Origin of the sequence: Sorangium sp. So ce1504, assembly GCF_051521635.1 — a bacterium.
Lineage (GTDB): Bacteria > Myxococcota_A > Polyangia > Polyangiales > Polyangiaceae > Sorangium > Sorangium cellulosum_B.
Window position 1 is genome coordinate 8,887,726 of the sequence record NZ_CP150365.1, and the last position, 17,244, is coordinate 8,904,969.

General features: G+C 68.6%; 16 protein-coding genes. 9 read left to right on the plus strand and 7 right to left on the minus strand.

What is annotated here, in order from left to right; translation table 11 throughout:
• Window positions 1-5 precede the first annotated feature (5 nt).
• Window positions 6-1,448, plus strand: coding sequence for a glucuronyl esterase domain-containing protein (locus tag WMF39_RS33470; protein ID WP_437740532.1), 1,443 nt, complete (start codon window positions 6-8; stop codon window positions 1,446-1,448).
• Window positions 1,449-1,491: 43 nt separating this feature from the next.
• Here WMF39_RS33470 and WMF39_RS33475 read toward each other — a convergent pair whose 3' ends face one another.
• Window positions 1,492-1,749, minus strand: coding sequence for a hypothetical protein (locus WMF39_RS33475; RefSeq protein ID WP_437748060.1), 258 nt, complete (start codon window positions 1,747-1,749; stop codon window positions 1,492-1,494).
• A gap of 356 nt (window positions 1,750-2,105) precedes the next feature.
• On the opposite strand from WMF39_RS33475, the gene WMF39_RS33480 reads away from it, so the two are divergent.
• Both WMF39_RS33480 and WMF39_RS33485 read left to right on the plus strand, forming a co-directional pair.
• Complete coding sequence (locus WMF39_RS33480) at window positions 2,106-2,687, plus strand: hypothetical protein (protein ID WP_437740533.1); 582 nt, start codon at window positions 2,106-2,108, stop codon at window positions 2,685-2,687.
• A 30-nt stretch (window positions 2,688-2,717) separates the two neighbouring features.
• A complete protein-coding gene (locus WMF39_RS33485; protein ID WP_437740534.1) occupies window positions 2,718-3,119 on the plus strand; it encodes a hypothetical protein in 402 nt (133 codons plus the stop codon).
• A 7-nt stretch (window positions 3,120-3,126) separates the two neighbouring features.
• On the opposite strand, the gene WMF39_RS33490 is transcribed toward WMF39_RS33485, so the two are convergent.
• Window positions 3,127-3,774 (minus strand): YkgJ family cysteine cluster protein, encoded by a 648-nt coding sequence (locus tag WMF39_RS33490; protein WP_437740535.1) that lies wholly within the window; start codon window positions 3,772-3,774, stop codon window positions 3,127-3,129.
• An 80-nt stretch (window positions 3,775-3,854) separates the two neighbouring features.
• Between WMF39_RS33490 and WMF39_RS33495 the strand changes: the two genes are divergently transcribed.
• Window positions 3,855-4,583 (plus strand): glutamine amidotransferase, encoded by a 729-nt coding sequence (locus tag WMF39_RS33495; protein WP_437740536.1) that lies wholly within the window; start codon window positions 3,855-3,857, stop codon window positions 4,581-4,583.
• Between the two features lie 53 nt (window positions 4,584-4,636).
• On the opposite strand, the gene WMF39_RS33500 is transcribed toward WMF39_RS33495, so the two are convergent.
• Window positions 4,637-5,344, minus strand: coding sequence for a TetR/AcrR family transcriptional regulator (locus tag WMF39_RS33500; protein ID WP_437740537.1), 708 nt, complete (start codon window positions 5,342-5,344; stop codon window positions 4,637-4,639).
• Window positions 5,345-5,707: 363 nt separating this feature from the next.
• Here WMF39_RS33500 and WMF39_RS33505 point away from each other — a divergent pair, with 363 nt between their 5' ends.
• From WMF39_RS33505 to WMF39_RS33520, 4 genes are all read left to right on the plus strand, one after another.
• Entirely contained in the window at window positions 5,708-9,316 is a 3,609-nt protein-coding gene (locus WMF39_RS33505; RefSeq protein WP_437740538.1) for a BadF/BadG/BcrA/BcrD ATPase family protein, read from the plus strand.
• 71 nt (window positions 9,317-9,387) lie between these two features.
• Window positions 9,388-11,343 (plus strand): 2-hydroxyglutaryl-CoA dehydratase, encoded by a 1,956-nt coding sequence (locus WMF39_RS33510; protein ID WP_437740539.1) that lies wholly within the window; start codon window positions 9,388-9,390, stop codon window positions 11,341-11,343.
• Between the two features lie 147 nt (window positions 11,344-11,490).
• On the plus strand, window positions 11,491-12,768 hold the full coding sequence (locus WMF39_RS33515; protein ID WP_437740540.1) for an aminotransferase class I/II-fold pyridoxal phosphate-dependent enzyme: 1,278 nt from the start codon (window positions 11,491-11,493) through the stop codon (window positions 12,766-12,768).
• Window positions 12,769-12,855: 87 nt separating this feature from the next.
• On the plus strand, window positions 12,856-13,698 hold the full coding sequence (locus WMF39_RS33520; RefSeq protein WP_437740541.1) for an SHOCT domain-containing protein: 843 nt from the start codon (window positions 12,856-12,858) through the stop codon (window positions 13,696-13,698).
• 85 nt (window positions 13,699-13,783) lie between these two features.
• On the opposite strand, the gene WMF39_RS33525 is transcribed toward WMF39_RS33520, so the two are convergent.
• The 4 genes from WMF39_RS33525 to tnpA form a co-directional block, all read right to left on the minus strand.
• Window positions 13,784-14,200, minus strand: a complete 417-nt coding sequence (locus tag WMF39_RS33525; protein WP_437740542.1) for a VOC family protein — start codon at window positions 14,198-14,200, stop codon at window positions 13,784-13,786.
• Between the two features lie 317 nt (window positions 14,201-14,517).
• Window positions 14,518-16,200 (minus strand): IS66 family transposase, encoded by a 1,683-nt coding sequence (tnpC, locus tag WMF39_RS33530; protein WP_437740543.1) that lies wholly within the window; start codon window positions 16,198-16,200, stop codon window positions 14,518-14,520.
• A gap of 41 nt (window positions 16,201-16,241) precedes the next feature.
• On the minus strand, window positions 16,242-16,613 hold the full coding sequence (gene tnpB, locus WMF39_RS33535; RefSeq protein ID WP_437740544.1) for an IS66 family insertion sequence element accessory protein TnpB: 372 nt from the start codon (window positions 16,611-16,613) through the stop codon (window positions 16,242-16,244).
• Entirely contained in the window at window positions 16,610-16,951 is a 342-nt protein-coding gene (tnpA, locus tag WMF39_RS33540; protein ID WP_437740545.1) for an IS66 family insertion sequence element accessory protein TnpA, read from the minus strand. Before tnpA ends, tnpB begins: the two co-directional genes overlap by 4 nt.
• An 80-nt stretch (window positions 16,952-17,031) precedes the next feature.
• Between tnpA and WMF39_RS33545 the strand changes: the two genes are divergently transcribed.
• Entirely contained in the window at window positions 17,032-17,154 is a 123-nt protein-coding gene (locus WMF39_RS33545; protein ID WP_437740546.1) for a hypothetical protein, read from the plus strand.
• Window positions 17,155-17,244: the final 90 nt, after the last annotated feature.

The following is a 17,244-nucleotide window of genomic DNA, read 5'->3' on the forward strand; positions in this document are numbered from 1 at the left end:
GATTTATGCGCGCTGAACTGACCGCATCCGCAAGTTTGCTCATCCTTTTTGGACTCATCGGCTGCAGCTCCGAGAGCGGAACGGGCCCTGACCCTGCGGGAAGCGGCGGGTCCGCCGTCGGGCCCGGGAGCGGCGGAGCCAGCGCCAGCAGCGGGGCCAGCGGCGAAACCTCGGCGGTGGGCAGCGGCTCTTCGACAGGTAGCGTGGCCGCTGGCACGGGCGGGACGGACGGGTCCAGCAGCACGAGCACGACCTCGACAGGGGGCCAGAGCAGCGGTCCGCCGCCGCTCGTCCATGACGTGGAGGACACCGGCGAGGACTGCCCAGAACCGCCGCTCCCTGCGTTCAGCGAGCTCGAGTCGATCTCGCACCTGCCCGATCCATTCGAGATGGCAAGCGGGGATCGCATCAGCTCGGTTTCAGACTGGCGCTGCCGGCGCGCCGAGATCAAGGCCGAGATCGAGAAGTACGGGGCAGGGGAAAAGCCGGGCAAGCCGGGCACGTTCGAGGCGAGCCTCAGCGGCAACACGCTCAGCATCAAGGTGGGTGAGGGAGGCAGCTCGTTCACCATCACCGCACCCATCAACCGACCCGCGGGCGCGCCAAACGGCCCGATCCCTGCGATCATCGGCGTCAACTCGCCCACGGGCAGCCTTCCTGCCCAGGTCTTCAGCAGCCGAGGCATCGCCACGATCACGTTCAACTCCGACCAGCTGATGTCGAACGGCTTCTCCGGCGGCTCGCGGACCGACGGAAACTTCTACAAGCTTTACCCGGGCACCACCGCGGGATCCATGATCCGCTGGGCCTGGGGGATCAGCCGCATCATCGATGCGCTCGAGATGCTCCCCGAGGCCAACATCGACACCAAGCACATCGCGGTGTCCGGCTGCTCGTTCCAGGGCAAGATAGCCCTCTATTCCGGTGCCTTCGATGAGCGCATCGCGCTCACCATCCCCCATGAGTCCGGAGGCGGGGGGACGATCTCGTGGCGCTACTCCGACATGCTCGAAAAGCGTGATAAAACCGAGGTGGAGAACCTGCTGCACGCGCAGGGGGCCCCCTGGTACGCGGCGGCCCTCATGCAGTTCAACAACGCGCCCGACAAGCTCCCCTACGATCACCATGAGCTGATGGCCATGGTGGCTCCTCGCGCCCTGCTGGCGATCGAGAGCACCGCGATCGCGCGAATGGGGGCCGAAGCGGCCCGGGTCGACGCGCTGGCGGCGCGCGAAATCTGGGCGGCTCTCGGGGTCCCGTTCCGGCTGGGCGCATCGGAGGAGAACACCAACCACTGCGTCTGGCACAACGGCTTCACGCCCGACCTCGAGGCGTACGTCGACAGGTATCTCCTTGGTAAGGAGGACGTCGACACGGACATCCTGCGCTCCAAGTACACGATCGACACCGACACCTGGATTCCCTGGGAGACTCCTACACTCCAGTAGTCGTGCTCGTCGCGAGCCGCGCCGCAAGCTCGCTCGAGACAGCTCAAGGACCGGCGTCGCGCGCGCGGTACTCGGCGATCATCTCCTTCGTCACGTCGTGATCATAACAGAGAGGCGCGGTGCCTCCCGGCCGCGAGTAGGCGCTGCGCTTGCCGCATTGTCTGCCCGCTCGATCGGTATCGTAAGGACACGGGCAGCTCCCGCTGTACGCCGCTCGTGACTCGGCGATGAGCGCCTTCCGGATCGCGGCGTCCGTCTTCGGCGCCTCTGCCCTGGCCGAAGGCGCCGCGAACATCGCCATTCCAACGACGAGCCAGTACCCAAGCCGCATAACCCGGCATCGTACCGCCCCTCCGGAACTTCACAACATGTTCTTTCGTTCAGGTGCCCCCGTGTGTTCCCATCGGTCGAGCCGCTCCCTCGTGCGGCCGTCGCCGCGCGCGCCGAGTCAACGACGCCAGCTCCCGCCGTCGACACCGCCCGGCGCGACGTGGGCGCCGGCCTCTCCGTGGGCGGACTGGTCCTCGGCTCCGTCGGATGTGGCTTTTCATCAACTGCATCCGAGCGGTTCGATCCTAAGTCATCCAGCTTGCGATCGACCTGCTCGACGCCACTCTTGTCGGTGATCTTCGCCAGGTTCGCGTAGAATCGAGCGGAGTGGACAGATCGTCGACGTCACGGGGGCCTCTCATCGACGCGCCGCAGCGGTCGCTCACCCAGGCGGGTGAGCAGCACCAGCTGCGCGCGAGCTGTCAGGTCGTCGAGGCGACGGTGGATGTTGCGGTAGGCTATTGGAGCTCCCTGGCCACCGCGGTCTGGATGAAGACGACCCACCCGCACCACGCCGCCTCCCTGAAGGCGGCGATCGTGGGGGCGCAGGCAAGCTCCCCGTCCCGCAAGGTGTGGCTGCTGCAGATCGTGACCCCGGAAGCCATCGTACCCGACACGCGCAGCCGCAGCGCTCTCGCCGGGATGTTGTCTTCGGTGGATGGCATCGTGTCCCACTCGGCGGTGATTCACATCGGGTCGGGCTTTCGCGCGTCCGTCGTGCGCAGCATCGTCACGGGGCTCAACGCCCTGGGACGCCAGCAGTTTCCACATCGTGTCTTCGCCAGCGTCGAGGAAGGCATTGCCTGGCTGGCCACCAGCGGCCTGCCGGACCCGGCGGCCGCCCATCACGACCTCTCGGCGTTCCATGAGGCCGCGGTCGCGGGCCAGCTCACGAGCGTTCGGACGTGAGCTCCCGGCCCAGGGCATCGTGGCCTCGTCTTGACGGGCGCGCCGCGACCAGGGATCCTCGCCGGCATGCGTTTCGCCGCGTTCGGGGTGATCCTGTTGCTCGTGGGCAACGCGCACGCCGAGTCGACGGCGCCAGCGCCCGCCGTCGACACCACCCGGCGCGACGTGGGCACCGGCCTGTCCGTGGGCGGACTGGTCCTCGGTTCCGTCGGAGCGGGCATGTTCTTCCTCACCCGACCGAGCGGGGATGATTCCTGCGGTTGCGCATCCCGCGCATGGGTCTTTCCCACCGTGCTCATGAGCGTCGGAGGCGCGATGGCCCTCACGGGTGTACCGCTCTGGATCACCGGTCAGATGAAAATCGATCGCGCCACGACCCGGGCCGAGCTGCAGCTCGGTCCGCTCGGCGGAAGCGTCCGGCTCCTGTTTTGAAGCGCGCTCACGGCTCCGCGGGCGCCCCGTCCCGTATCCCGAGCGTCTCCTCGCGCGCCGACAGGCACGCCTCGCTCCCCACGACGAACGCGCGGCAGTTGTCCGGCCTGATCTCGTAGATGGCGCAGCGCCGGTCCTCGCAGAGGTGCTGGCACCGCCCGCTCGCCGCGAAGCGCAGCGTGATCTTCCCGTCCCGCGCCCGCCGCACGTAGGCGCGCCCCGTGAGATCGCCGCGCCCGGCGCCCCGGAAGCGCGCGAGGTCCACCTCGTCGAGCAGCACGTTGGCGTCGTGGCAGCAGGCGCCGCACGCCAGGCAGTCGAGCGCCACCTCGCGCATCGCCCCCGGGTGCGTGCTGTCGCGCTCGCACCAGTCGAGGACCGAGCCCTCGTACTGCCGCTTCACCCGCGCCGTCGCGAGCCCCTTGGCCGGCCCCTCGCCCACGCGGCGAAAGCGCTGCTGCTCGATCGACAGGAGCGACCACAGCCCGAGCTCCGTGAGCTTCCCGTCCTCGCCGATGGAGAGCAGGAGGTCGACCCGCTCGTCCGGCAGCACGATGGCCGCGTGCCCGCCGGCCCTCACGTGCGCCGCTGCGCGGCTCAGGAAACGCGGGCGAAACCGGCGCCAGACGGGGCGAGACACGACGTATGCGGACATCGGGGCGCATCTTCGCGCCCCGGCCCCGCGCTGCCAAGCCCCGCCCTCGCCCGGCGGCGACGCTGCGCTATGTTGGAAGGGTGCGACATCGCAAGAAGATCGTCATCGTGAAGACCGGCGAGCCCGTCCCCCCGGTCCTCGAGCGACGCGGCCAGTTCGCGGACCTGATCGAGCACACGATCGGCGCCAGCTGGGGCGGCGGATACGCCACCGTCGACGCCCGCACGGACGAGCTCCCCGCGCCCGGCGCCCCCGAGACCGCCGCCTTCGTCGTCACCGGTTCGTCGGCCAACGTCCCCCACCGCGAGCCCTGGATGCTCCGCTGCGAGGCGTGGCTGCGCGGCGTCGTGCACGCCGGCACCCCGACGTTCGGCATCTGCTTCGGCCACCAGATCCTCGCCCAGGCCCTCGGCGGCGAGGTCGTCCGCAACCCGCGCGGCCGCGAGATCGGCAGGATCCGCGTCCAGCGCCGCGCCGACGACCCGCTCTTCGACGGCCTGCCGTCGAGCTTCGAGACGCACGCGACCCACGTCGACACGGTCGGCACGCTCCCCGAGGGCGCCACGAGCCTCGCGTTCACCGAGCTCGACGACCACCAGGTCATCCGCTTCACGAACACGTGCTACGGCGTGCAGTTCCACCCCGAGATGGACCACGACGTCATCGCCGGCTACATCGCGTGGCGGCGCGAGATCCTGCAGGCCGAGGGCCGCGACGTCCCGGCGCTCCTCGCCCCCATCGCGCCGGATCAGCTCGGCACACGGACGCTGCACAATTTCATCCGGCACGTGGTCGTGCGCGGCGCCTGATCCCTACGCCGCCGACCTGACCTGGGTAGTCCTCGCCCTGACTGACGCGCCGGTCAGTCGCCTCTCGACCTGGCCCGCCGACCGCGCGACGGGCTCACCCGCTCCTGCGCCTCGCCGGCGGCGTCCCCCGTCGCGGGCGCGGCACGCTCGCCCTCCGGGCCCCGCGCCGCGAGCCCGGCCGCGGGGTCCATCCGGAGGTAGCCGCGCCGCAGGAAATCGTGGAGCGCCGTCACGATCCGCTCGCGCGGGCGGGCCTGCTCCTCGAGGGCGTTCTCGAACAGCACCTCCTTCAGCGCGCCGATCGTGAACGTCGCGTAGAGCTCGGTGTCCCCCGGCTCGATGACGCCGAGCCGCTGCCCCTCCGCGAGGCTCTGCTGCAGCAGGAGCTTCACCTCCTGGCGGAACGCCCGCAGCTCCTTGACGAACGCCGGGTCGAGCCCGGCCGCGTGCGACAGGAGGATGCTCGTCAGCGCCGGATCGTCGAGCAGGACGGCCACGATCGCGCGGATGTTGTGCTTGACCTGCGCCTCGACGTCCGCCGACGGGTCCACGCGCAGGATGGCGCCGCCGAGCCGCGAGAAGAGGCCGCGCACGAGCTCGCCGAACACCGAGCGCTTGTCGGGGAAGTAGAGGTAGAACGTCCCCTTCGCGACCTTCGCGAGCGCGACGATGTCGTCGACCTTCGCCTCGTGATACCCCTTCTCGGAAAACACGGTACGCGCGGCGCGGAGGAGCGCTTGGCGGCGCTCGGCCTTGTCCATGGGCCGGTCGCTTTACCATCACCGGCCCGCCATCTGGGGACCGATGTCTCCCCTCCGGCGTCGTGCGAGCCCGCCGTCTGAAAAGATCCGGAAAGTTCGCGGCACAGCGCACGACACGCGGACGCCGGGGGGGCACCGCGCGCCATCAGACGCAACCGAACGCAACCAGCCGCAACCGAGCGCGGCGTCGGAACCTTGCACCCTGGACGCAGCGATGGCCCGAGATGGCCGGAAAACGGCATCGCGCGGCGACCAAGACGCACCGGATTGCTTGATTTCCCGGACATCCCGTTGTAGCCATCACGACTGACCAGCCAGTCAGTCGGACGCTGGGGACCGGCGACGGCGGTGGGAGGAGCCCCGATGGGAAGGCAGATCCAAGAACCGGTCGTGGTCGGCATCGACGTCGGCTCGACGACGGTGAAGGCCGTCGTGCTCGATCCGCAGACGCTCGAGATTCTCTGGAGCGACTACCAGCGGCATCAGACGAAGCAGCCGGAGAAGGTGCTCGAGCTCCTCGAGGTCATCGAGGCGTCGTTCCCCGCGTCGCCAAGGAACAGCTGGCGGGTGTTCATGACGGGCTCCGGCGCCGCGCCCCTCTGCCCCGGCCTGGGGGCCAAGTTCGTCCAGGAGGTCAACGCGGTCACGCTCGCGGTCGAGAACCTGCACCCGGACGTGGGCAGCGTCATCGAGCTCGGCGGGCAGGACGCCAAGATCATCATCTTCCAGCGGGACGAGAAGACGGGTGACAAGACCGCCGCGCCGTCGATGAACGACAAGTGCGCCTCCGGCACGGGCGCCACCATCGACAAGTGCATGATCAAGGTGGGCCTCCCTTCGACGGAGGTGGTGAAGATCCACTTCGACGACTCGAAGCTCCACCACGTCGCCGCGAAGTGCGGCGTCTTCGCCGAGACGGACATCGTGAACCTCGTGAAGAGCGGCATCCCCTCGACGGAGATCCTCTGCTCGCTCGCCGACGCGATCGTCCTCCAGAACCTGTCGGTGCTGACGCGCGGCTCGACGCTGAAGCACAAGGTGATCCTGCTCGGCGGCCCCAACACCTACCTCCCCTTCCTCCAGGAGTGCTGGCGCAAGCGGATCCCCGAGACCTGGGACGAGCGCGGCTACAGCTGGCCGAAGGACCAGCCGGTCGAGGAGACGATCTTCGTCCCGGAGAACGCGCAGTACTACGCGGCGTTCGGCGCGTGCGTCTACGGGCTCAAGGAGGCGCCGGAGGTCGGCCTCTACGCCGGCAAGTCGGGGCTCATCGAGTACATGACGAACGGCAGGAAGGCCCGGCTCGGCGAGAGCGCGGGCCCGCCGCTCGTGAAGACCCGGAACGAGGTCGACGAGTTCCGGAAGCTCTACAGCATCCCGAGGTTCACGCCGATGAAGCTCGCGCCCGGCCAGGTGGTGCGCGGGGTCATCGGCCTCGACGGCGGCTCCACCTCGTCGAAGGCGGTGCTCATCGACGAGGACGGGAACATCGTCTGCAAGGCCTACCAGCTCTCGAAGGGCAACCCGATCCAGGACGCGAAGGAGCTCCTCTCCCAGCTCCGGCAGTACGTGCTCGATGAGGGCGCGACGCTCGAGGTGCTCGGCTTCGGCGGCACCGGGTACGCGGCCGACGTGCTCCAGGAGTGCATGCGGGCCGACGTCAACATCGTCGAGACCGTCGCCCACATGATGAGCGCGGTGAAGTTCTTCGGCGACGTCGACGTCATCTGCGATATCGGCGGACAGGACATCAAGGTCCTGTTCATGAAGAACGGCGATATCGCGAACTTCCGCCTCTCCAACTCGTGCTCTGCGGGCAACGGCATGTTGCTCCAGGCGATGGCCGACCAGTTCGGCCTGAAGGTGACCGAGTACGCCGACACGGCGTTCGGCGCCGAGCTCGCGCCGAAGTTCAGCTACGGCTGCGCAGTCTTCCTCGACACGGACCGCGTGAACTTCCAGAAGGAGGGCTTCTCGAAGGAGGAGCTGCTCGCCGGGCTCGCCCAGGTGCTGCCGAAGAACGTGTGGCAGTACGTCGTGCAGATCCCGCGGCTCGCGGCGCTCGGCACGCGCTACGTGCTGCAGGGCGGCACGCAGTACAACCTCGCGGCGGTCAAGGCGCAGGTCGATTACATCAAGGAGCGCGTCCCCGGCGCCGAGGTGTTCGTCCACCCGCACACCGGCGAGGCCGGCGCGCTCGGCGCCGCGTTCGAGACGCTCCGGGTCGTGAAGCGCAAGGGCCGGTCGACGTTCATCGGGATCGACGCGGCGATCGCCCTCGAATACACGACGAAGAACGACGAGGAGACAGTCTGCCACTTCTGCCCGAACGAGTGCAAGCGGACCTTCATCGACACGAAGCGGCCTGACGGGACGACGAGCCGCTACATCTCGGGCTTCTCGTGCGAGAAGGGCACGGTCGAGAGCGAGCAGGCGATGCTCGCGCTCGTCGCCGAGCGGAAGAAGATCGCGAAGCAGTTCCCGAACCTCGTCGACTACGAGTCGAAGCTCGCCTTCCGGCACTTCTACGACACGGCGCCGCTCCCCGAGGAAGGCGCGCCGGTGAAGGACACGGTCGTCAAGAAGGGCTTCCTCGGCATCCGCCGGGTGGAGACGACGCGCCCGTTCCGGCGGAGCGGCATCGAGGTGCGGGAGCGCCTCCGCCGCGTCCGCATCGGCATCCCGCGCGTCCTCAACATCTACTCGACCGGCCCGTATTACCGCGCCTACTTCGAGGCGCTCGGCGTCCCCAAGCAGAACGTCGTCTTCAGCGACGCGACGAGCGAGGAGATGTGGGTCGAGGGCGGCAAGTACGGCTCCATCGATCCGTGCTTCCCGTCCAAGGTGGCGCAGGCCCACGTCCACAACCTGCTCTTCCACCACCACACGGACGAGAAGAAGCTCCATTACATCTTCTTCCCCATCCTCACCCATGTGCCGAGCTTCGGCGAAGGGGTGATGGACAAGACGAGCTGCCCGATCGTCGCGGGCGTGCCGGACGTCATGAAGGCGGCGTTCACGAAGGAGGTCGACTTCTTCAAGACGCGCGGCATCGAGTACCTCGATCCCGCGCTCACGTTCTCCGAGATGACGCTGACGGCGCGCCGGATGTTCGAGACCTGGGGCCCGCGGCTCGGCATCACCGAGGACGAGAGCGATCACGCGCACCGCGAGGGGATGCGGGCGCTCTCGCAGTTCGAGCGCGACCTCCAGGACAAGGGGCGGGCGATCCTCGAGACGGTCGAGTCCGAGAACCGGGTGGCCATCCTGATGATCGGGCGGCCGTACCACTCCGACCCGGGCCTGAACCACGGCATCCCGGAGGAGTTCCAGGTGCTCGGTTATCCGATCCTCTCGGTGCGGTCCATCCCGCGCGACATGGAGTACCTCGCGCGGTACTTCAAGGACGAGATCGCGATCGGCCAGCACCCGCTCGACATCAACGACGTCTGGCCGGAGAACTACTCGGCCAACAGCGCGCAGAAGGTCTGGGCGGCCAAGTTCGCCGCCCGCCACCCGAACGTCGTCCTGCTCGATCTCTCGAGCTTCAAGTGCGGCCACGACGCGCCGACGTACGGGATCATCGACAGCATCGTGAGCTCGAGCGCGACGCCGTACGCGGCGCTGCACGACATCGACGCCAACAAGCCGGGCGGCTCGATCAAGATCCGCGTGAAGACGTACGCGCACAGCCTCAAGCTGCACGAGGAGGCGCTCGAGGACGCGGCGAAGAAGAAGGCGCAGCTGGTCCAGCGCATCGAGGAGAAGCGGCTCGAGCTGCTCCAGCTGAAGCGCGACCAGCAGGCGGCGCGCAAGATCACGGATCCCGCGCTCGAGCGGGAGATCGCCGCGCTCGCCGAGAAGGTCCGGAGCTACGTCGCGCCGGTCTCGCCGCCCGAGGCGCCGAAGACGGGCCTCGTGCAGCTCAAGAAGAAGCAGTCCGACGGGACCGTCGTCCCCTTGGAAGCCTGAACCACGTCGAAGGTCGAGGGGGGGACGGCGGGGCCGCCCCTTCCAGCATCCAAGCGAAGGGAAGCCACGCCATGCAACATACGAGCACGACGAGCACGACGACCACGCAGAAGACGCGCCTTCCTCTGGTGGGCGAGGCCCGATCCAACAAGACCGACGTCGACATCGAGGCGGAGCTCAGGGCGTTCGAGGAGGCCGAGCGGGAGCGGCTCGGGCTCAAATCCGAGCGGCGCCAGTGGGTCGACAACATGCTCAAGCCGAAGATGACCAAGAAGGAGCGCGAGAACGTGACGCTCCTCATCAGCGGCCTCACCGCCGCGCAGGACTTCCTGTGCGAGGGCGCGCTGAAGGGCCTCGGCTACAACGTCCACTACTTCGGGATGAGCGACAACGCGGGGCTGCAGACGGGCAAGGAGTTCGGCAACCGCGGGCAGTGCAACCCGACGTACTTCACGGTCGGCGGCCTCGTGAAGTACCTCATCGACCTGCGCGACAAGCAGGGGATGTCGACCGAGGACATCATCAAGAACTACGTGTTCCTGACGGCGGGCGCGTGCGGGCCCTGTCGGTTCGGCATGTACGTGACCGAGTACAGGAAGGCGCTCCGCGACGCCGGCTTCGACGGCTTCCGGGTCATGCTCTTCCAGCAGACGGGCGGCCTCTCGCAGGCGACGGGCGACGACGTCGGGCTCGAGATGAACCCCGCCTTCTTCATCGCGATCATCAAGGCCATCGTCTGCGGCGACACGCTGAACGCGCTCGGCTACCGGATCCGGCCTTACGAGGTCGAGCCGGGCGCGACGAACCGCGCGATGGAGAGCGCGAAGCGCATCCTCTACAAGGCTCTTTACGAGCAGACGAACGTGTTCAAGGCGCTCTACGAGGCGCGCAAGGAGTTCGAGGGCGTCCGGGTGGACAAGCTCCGGCCCAAGGCGAAGACGTCGATCATCGGCGAGTTCTGGGCGATGACGACCGAGGGAGACGGCAACTACGCGCTGCAGAAGTTCCTCGAGAGCGAGGGCGGCGAGAACGACATCCAGCTCACGACGGCGTGGCTGCTCTACAACATCTGGGAGTGCGCCCGAGACACCCGCGAGCGGCGCGACCTGCGCGGCGCCGACGAGGGCAATTACGGCCTCGCCAGCCTGGACGAGTTCGGCGTGGCGAAGCGCCTCGCGACCATGCGCCTCGCGGAGGGCGCGCTGCGCGTCGGCTTCCAGGCGTTCGCGCTGCCGCTCGGCCTGCTCGACTACCACCTTCCGGACATGGAGCTCGTGGCGGAGGTGGCGAAGGACTACTACTCGAACGACCTCCGCGGCGGCGAGGGGCACATGGAGGTCGGCAAGCTCATCGTGAACGCCGTGAAGTCGAAGGCGCACGTGACGGTGAGCGTGAAGCCGTTCGGCTGCATGCCCTCGTCGGGCGTCTCCGACGGCGTCCAGTCGCTGATCACGTCGCGCTACCCCGGGACGATCTTCTGCGCGGTGGAGACGAGCGGCGACGGCGCGACGAACTTCTACTCGCGCATCCAGATGTACATGTTCAAGGCGCGCATCGTGGCGGAGCAGGAGCTCACCCGCGCCTACGAGGAGGCCGGCGTCACGGAGGCCGAGGTGCGCGCGTTCCTCGCGAGGAACCCGAAGTACGCGAGCCCGCTCCACCACGCGCCGCACCGCGTCGCCGGCTCGGCCGCCAACCTCGTCTACGAGGTGGCGCCGCTCATCAAGCAGACGGCCGCCGAGCGCGCCCTGGGCAAGGCCAGGGCGGCGGCGGGCGCGCTCCGCGGCGCCGTGATGGCCGCCCCGGCCAAGGCGAAGGCGGCAGCGGAGTTCCTCACGGATCCGGAGACGCTCGCCCGGGCGCGCGAGGACGTCGCGCTGATTCGCGACATCGTCGGCGGCAAGGCCGCGGAGCGCTTCAGCCCGCTGGTCAAGCGCCTGGCCGGCAAGGCGTACTTCGAGAACAACCCCGAGGTGCGCCACGTGAGCCACGCGGCGAACAGCGTGGAGCCCATCGCCGCGGAGTGAGGCGGACGAGGCGGACGCCGCCGGGCGAGCTGCGCCCGGCGGCCCCCTCGACCTCTCCGCGCCTCTCCGCGAGCGCCGCGCCGCCCCGCCCGCCGCGCGCCGTCCGGCCGCGACGCACGCGCGAAATTCTGCTAGATATCGCGCGCCATGACCGAACTGCGCTCGTTGTCTCCCGATGCTCTTGCCTCGCTCACCCGTGAGCTCGAGGCGCGTTTTGCTGCCTTTGAAGCCCGCGGCCTCAAGCTCGACATGACGCGCGGCAAGCCGTCGTCCGAGCAGCTCGACCTCGCGAACGGCATGCTCGCGCTGCCCGGCGCGGGCGACCTCGTCGCCTCGGACGGCTCGGATACGCGCAACTACGGCGGCCTCGACGGCCTGCCCGAGATGAAGGCCATCTTCGCCGAGATGCTCGAGGTCCCCTCGGAGCAGGTCATCGTCGGCGGGAACAGCAGCCTGACGATGATGCACGACGCGGTGGTCCGCGCGCTCATCCACGGCGTGCCCGACGGCAGCGGCCCCTGGGTGAAGCAGCCCAAGGTGAAGTTCCTGTGCCCGAGCCCCGGCTACGATCGTCACTTCGCGATCTGCGAGCACCACGGCATCGAGATGATCACGATCGACCTGCGCGACGACGGTCCGGACATGGATCAGGTCGAGAAGCTCGTCGCCGAGGACGCGGCCATCAAGGGCATGTGGAGCGTGCCGAAGTACTCCAACCCCACCGGCACCACGTACAGCCCCGAGGTCGTGCGCCGGCTCGCCAGCATGAAGACGGCGGCCCCCGACTTCCGCCTCTTCTGGGACAACGCCTACGCGGTCCACGACCTCTACGCCGAGGGCGACCCGCTCGCGAACATCGTGCCGGCGTGCCAGTCCGCGGGCCACCCCAACCGGCCGATCGTCTTCGCCTCCACGTCGAAGATCTCGTTCGCCGGCAGCGGCGTCGCCGCCATGGCGGGAAGCCCCGCGAACGTGGCGGACGCGAAGAAGCACCTCGGCATCCAGACCATCGGTCCGGACAAGGTGAACCAGCTGCGGCACGTACGCTTCTACAAGGATTACAAGGGCTTGCTGAGCCACATGCAGCGGCACGCCGAGCTCATGCGGCCCAAGTTCGAGGCGGTGACGACCACGTTCGAGCGCGAGCTCGGCGGCAAGGGCATCGCCACCTGGACCTCGCCGCGCGGCGGCTACTTCGTCAGCCTCGACACCCTCGACGGCTGTGCGAAGGAGGTGGTGCGCCTGGCCAACAAGGCGGGCGTGAAGCTGACCGGCGCCGGCGCGACGTACCCATACGGCCGCGATCCTCGCGACCGCAACATCCGGGTCGCGCCCTCGATGCCGCCGCTGGATCAGATCCGCGTCGCCATGGACGTCGTCGCGGTCTGTGTCCAGCTCGCGAGCGTCCGCAAGCTCGCTGGCTGATCGCCGTCATCGTCATCGTCGCTCGCCCGCATTGCGATCGACGCACCGCAGTGCAAGGGTGGGCGCTCCCTCTCGGAGCGCCTCACCATGCAGCAACTCACCCTCGAAGGTCAGCAGAGAGTTTCCGACCTGTCACAGCGCTATTTCGTCAGCACCGACGCGGTGATGACGTTGTTGCAGGCGCTCGTGAACGGCCATGGAACGATGGCGCAGTTCTACCACCCCGAGCTGGGCGGCGGTGGGCAGTGGATGCAGGGCGGCATGACCATGGTCGGGGACATGTTCAACAACGGTCTGAAGGCCAAGGTGGACGGCCTGTGCTCCGAGCTGTCCAGCCTGCTGGCCAGCCAGCCTTTCGTTCCAGCGCCCCCGCGCTATCCATCGCAGGGCGGTCAGCAGCAGCAGCAAGGTGGCAGCGGAGGCTTTGGGGGATCACCGGTCAGCCTGTTCGTCCCGGGGTCGGGAGGGGGCTCGGGCAGCTGGTGGCCCGGGGAGCTCGGCGTGCCGAGCTCCAGCGGATCGCAGAACAACGTCCGATATGCCTACTTCCCCGGCGCGCGGCGCCTGGCCGTCGAGGTCAACGGGCGCATCAGCGTCTATGACACGCTCGATCATCAGATCGGCGGTGTGTCGCAGCAGCAAGGGTCGGGGGCGTCCGTGACGTTCACCAGCCAGTACGGCGTGGTGAGCGTGCTGAGCTTGCCAATCATCTCCGGCGACCTTGCCGTGAAGCAGGCGCCGATCGCCCCGCCCGCTCCCGCGCAAGCGGCCGCTCCGGCGCAGGCGGACGCCGCCCTCCCCCGCCCTGCTCCGGCGCAGGAAGGGGATATCTTCGCCGCCATCGAGCGACTCGCCGATCTGCGGCAAAAGGGGTTCATCACAGAGCAGGAGTTCGCTGCGAAGAAGACGGAGCTCCTCGGCAGGCTCTGAGCGCGAGGAGAGGACGGTCGCCGAGGGCGACCAGGAGCGGGCGGCCAGCGCCGGAGAGGATCGCGCGCCGGACTCCCGTCAGCCCTCACCCGCCATGACAGACCGCTTCGATGTTGTGCCCATCAGGATCACGCACGAACGCACCGTAGTAGCCCGGGTGGTACTGCGGCCGTAGCCCCGGCGGACCGTTGTCGACGCCTCCAGCGGCGAGCGCGGCCCGGTAGAACGCATCGACGTCGGCCCGCGTCTTCGCGACGAAGGCGACATGCAAGCTTCCCTGCAGCGGGGTTCCCGTGCCGATCCAGAAGTCCGGCTTCCCCTCGGGCCCCAGGCCGGCGTGGGTGCCCGCCCCCCCGGTCATCTCCGGCGTGATCTCCATCACGAGCCCGTAGCCAAGAGGGGCCAGGGCCGCCAGATAGAAGGCCTTGCTCCGCTCATAATCCGAGACTGGAAAACCGTATCCGTTCTGTAGACCACATCGTCGCGAGGTGCGCGCCGTCACCGTAGATTCGCGACGCGATGCGAGAGCAAGAGCGGCCTGCGACGAAGGGGGGCTTGGCCCAGCGAGTCGGGGAACCGGCAGTCGACGCCGACGTCGCCGCCCGCGTGCAAGTCGCCCGCAGGCGTGCGGCGGCGAAGCCGCGCGCCGCCGATGCCTCTGCCGGGCCCGAATCGTTGACAAGGCGCCGGAAGCCACGCGTCGACCGCGCAAGCGCCGAAGAGCCGGCACCAGCGCGCCAAAGCCGGCGACCGGTGCGCCCGGCGGGCGGCAAGGCGGCGACGTTGCCCACGGCAGCGGACGGCGACGCTGAGGAGCGATCAGCTGGGCGTCGCGTCCGGCGCCCGGGGCCACGGACTGGCCGCGAGCCGTTGCCGAGCGTCGGCGTTCTCGAGGGTCTGCTTCCAGGACTTGGGAGCGAGCTCGATGACCCGCTCGGGAGGCCAGGTGGGCAGCAGGATCAGCACGTCGCGCAAGTAGGCCCAGGGCTCGATGCCGTGCAGCGCGCAGGAGGCGATGAGCGACACGATGGTGGCGTTCCACTCGGCACCGTCCTTGCTGCCCACGAAGAGCCAGTTCTTACGGCCCACGGCTTCACGGCGGAGCTCAAGCTCGCTCCGGTTGTTGTCCAGGCGGAGCCGACCATCCTCGAGGAAGCGAGTGAGCGCGGTCCATTGGTTGAGCGCGTAGCCGATGGCGCCTGCGATGGGGCTCCTCGGGAGGACGAGCAGGTCCTCTGTCTCAAGCCACGCGCGGAAGGCCACGAGCACGGGCTCGGCATCCGTCCGGCGCTGCTCGGTTCGACGGTTCGGAGCCAGCTCCTTGGTCGCCTTGTCGATCGCGTAGAGCTTGCGAATGAAGCCGATGGCTACCGTCGCGCGGTCCCGGTCGGAGGTCATCGCCTCGAAGAACTTTCGCCGGCAATGGGCCCAGCAACCGACCTCGGTCACCCCCTCGGTGCGGAAGAGCTGCTCGTAGACGTTCGAGGCGTCGGCCTGGACATAGCCCTTGTAGCCGCGAAGGAACTCCTTCGGACCATCCTGGTTGTGATGCGGCGTGAAACGGAACAGGACGTGATCTCGGTCCGCCACCAGGACCCAGAAGTGGCCCCGCCGACACTTCTCCTTTGCTTGCACGAGCACGCCGGTGGCGTCGATGGCTATGCAGTGCGCGTTCAGGGCGTCCTTGGCCATCGCCTCGACGACGATCGCGAGCTTGCCGGCGCACGATTCGACCCAGCCGCACAGCGTCGAGCGCGAGAGGTGAAGGCCCCAGCGCTCGAACATCTTCTCCTGCCGGTGAAGCGGCAAGTGGTCGGCGTACTTGCTCACCAGCACGTGCGCGAGCAACCCCGGACCGGCGAGGCTGCGCGGGACAGGGCTGTCGGGGACGTCGGCGATCGTGATGCCTTGCTCGGGCTCACCTTTGACCGCGAACTTCGGCCTCACGATCTGCAGTCGCACGAAGCTCGCGGGCCGCCACTCCAGCGTCTCCGACACCTCCTCGCCGATGCGGACAAGCGCGGTCGCGCGCTCGTCCTGCGCCTCCGGCGGCAACAGCTCGATCCGCTCGACCGGCAGATGCTCGGGCAGCCGTTGCCGCCCGTGCGGGCGAGCTTGGCGCCCCTTGTCCCCGCCTCCGGAGGAGCCGTTCGGCGCCGCGCCATCGCGACCGTCGGGTGAGCCGGTCGCGCCCGCATCCGGCTGCGCCCCGGTGCCCGCGAGCATCTGCACGATCGCATCGAAGGCGAGCTGCATCTGCCCGGGGTCGACGTGCTCGGCCTTCTGGCCGAAGATGTGCCGGCGAAGCCGCTCCAGCTCGATGCTGGCGAGCTCGTAGAGCTTGCGGTACTCGTCCCGCTCGTGGGCAGCGCGCGCGAGCTTGTCCTTGAGCTCGCGAATCTGCTCTTCGACCGGCTTGCTCACGGCGCGGTAAGTACTCGTGAGCTCTTGCTTTTTGAAGGGGCTTGTGGAGGAAAATTTATGTCGCTCGAGGCAATGCAACCGTGGGGCTACCCAGGAGCGTGCGAGGCTGTCAGGCGAGATCAGGGGACCGGAGGCGGTGCGGTCTCGGCGAACGGGACCGCTCGCCGCAACTTCGAAGGCGACAGGGCGATGCCTTCCAGGATCTTCGCGAGCTCGGCGGCGTCAATGAGGACGCTCGTGGCTCCCGGAGTGACGGCACGCGGGGCTCGAAACGCCCCACGCTCGAGCCTTTTGTAAAGTAGACAGTACCCGCTGCGGTCCCACCAAAGGGCCTTGCAGCGATCGGCTGCCCGGTTGAAAAAGAGAAACAGCGCTCCGGAGAGCGGGTCTTGTCGCAGCACCTCGCGCACGACGGCAGCGAGACCATCGAACGAGCGCCGTAGATCGAGCGGCTCGGTGGCAACGTAGATCGAGACGCGGCCAGGGATCATCGCGCCCCCCCGAGCGCACGAACAACGCGCGCCAGCGTAACCTCGTCGAACGACGGCGGGACGCGGACGACCGCCCCGTCCGGCAAGACGATCTCCAGCGCCGCGCCCGGCGAGGGCGTCGTGGATGCTGGCGGGGCGACCACCACGGGCAGCAGCGTCGGAAGCGTCGCCTTCTCCGAGCGCTGCCGGTACTCGCTCCGCTTCATGCCCAGTCGGCGGCTCCAGGAGTACAGTGTGCCGGCGTTGACCCCCTCCTGCTCCGCGAACACGCGGGCGGAGTGCCCGCTCTTGTGCCAGCGCGCCACGCGGTCGCGCCAGGTGCGTGTGCTCTCGTCCATCGGTACCTCCGGCGCGGGTTTCTAAGCGGCGCAGAGGCTCGAAGACAGGATGTGGTCCGCAGAACGCGTACGGAAAACCGATGTGGTCGATCATCATGCGCGCCATCATCGCCCAGACAGACGCGCGCCAGCCGAAGAAAAGCGACTGCACCTCTGCTCCCGGCGAGGCGCACCAGGCACCGCTGTGCACGGCATTCCGATAGGCCACACGGGATTGCCATCTTCAGCACGAACTCGGCACTGCGCGCCACGGCCGCTCGCGCGCAAACCGCACCATCCGTCCACATGCGAGC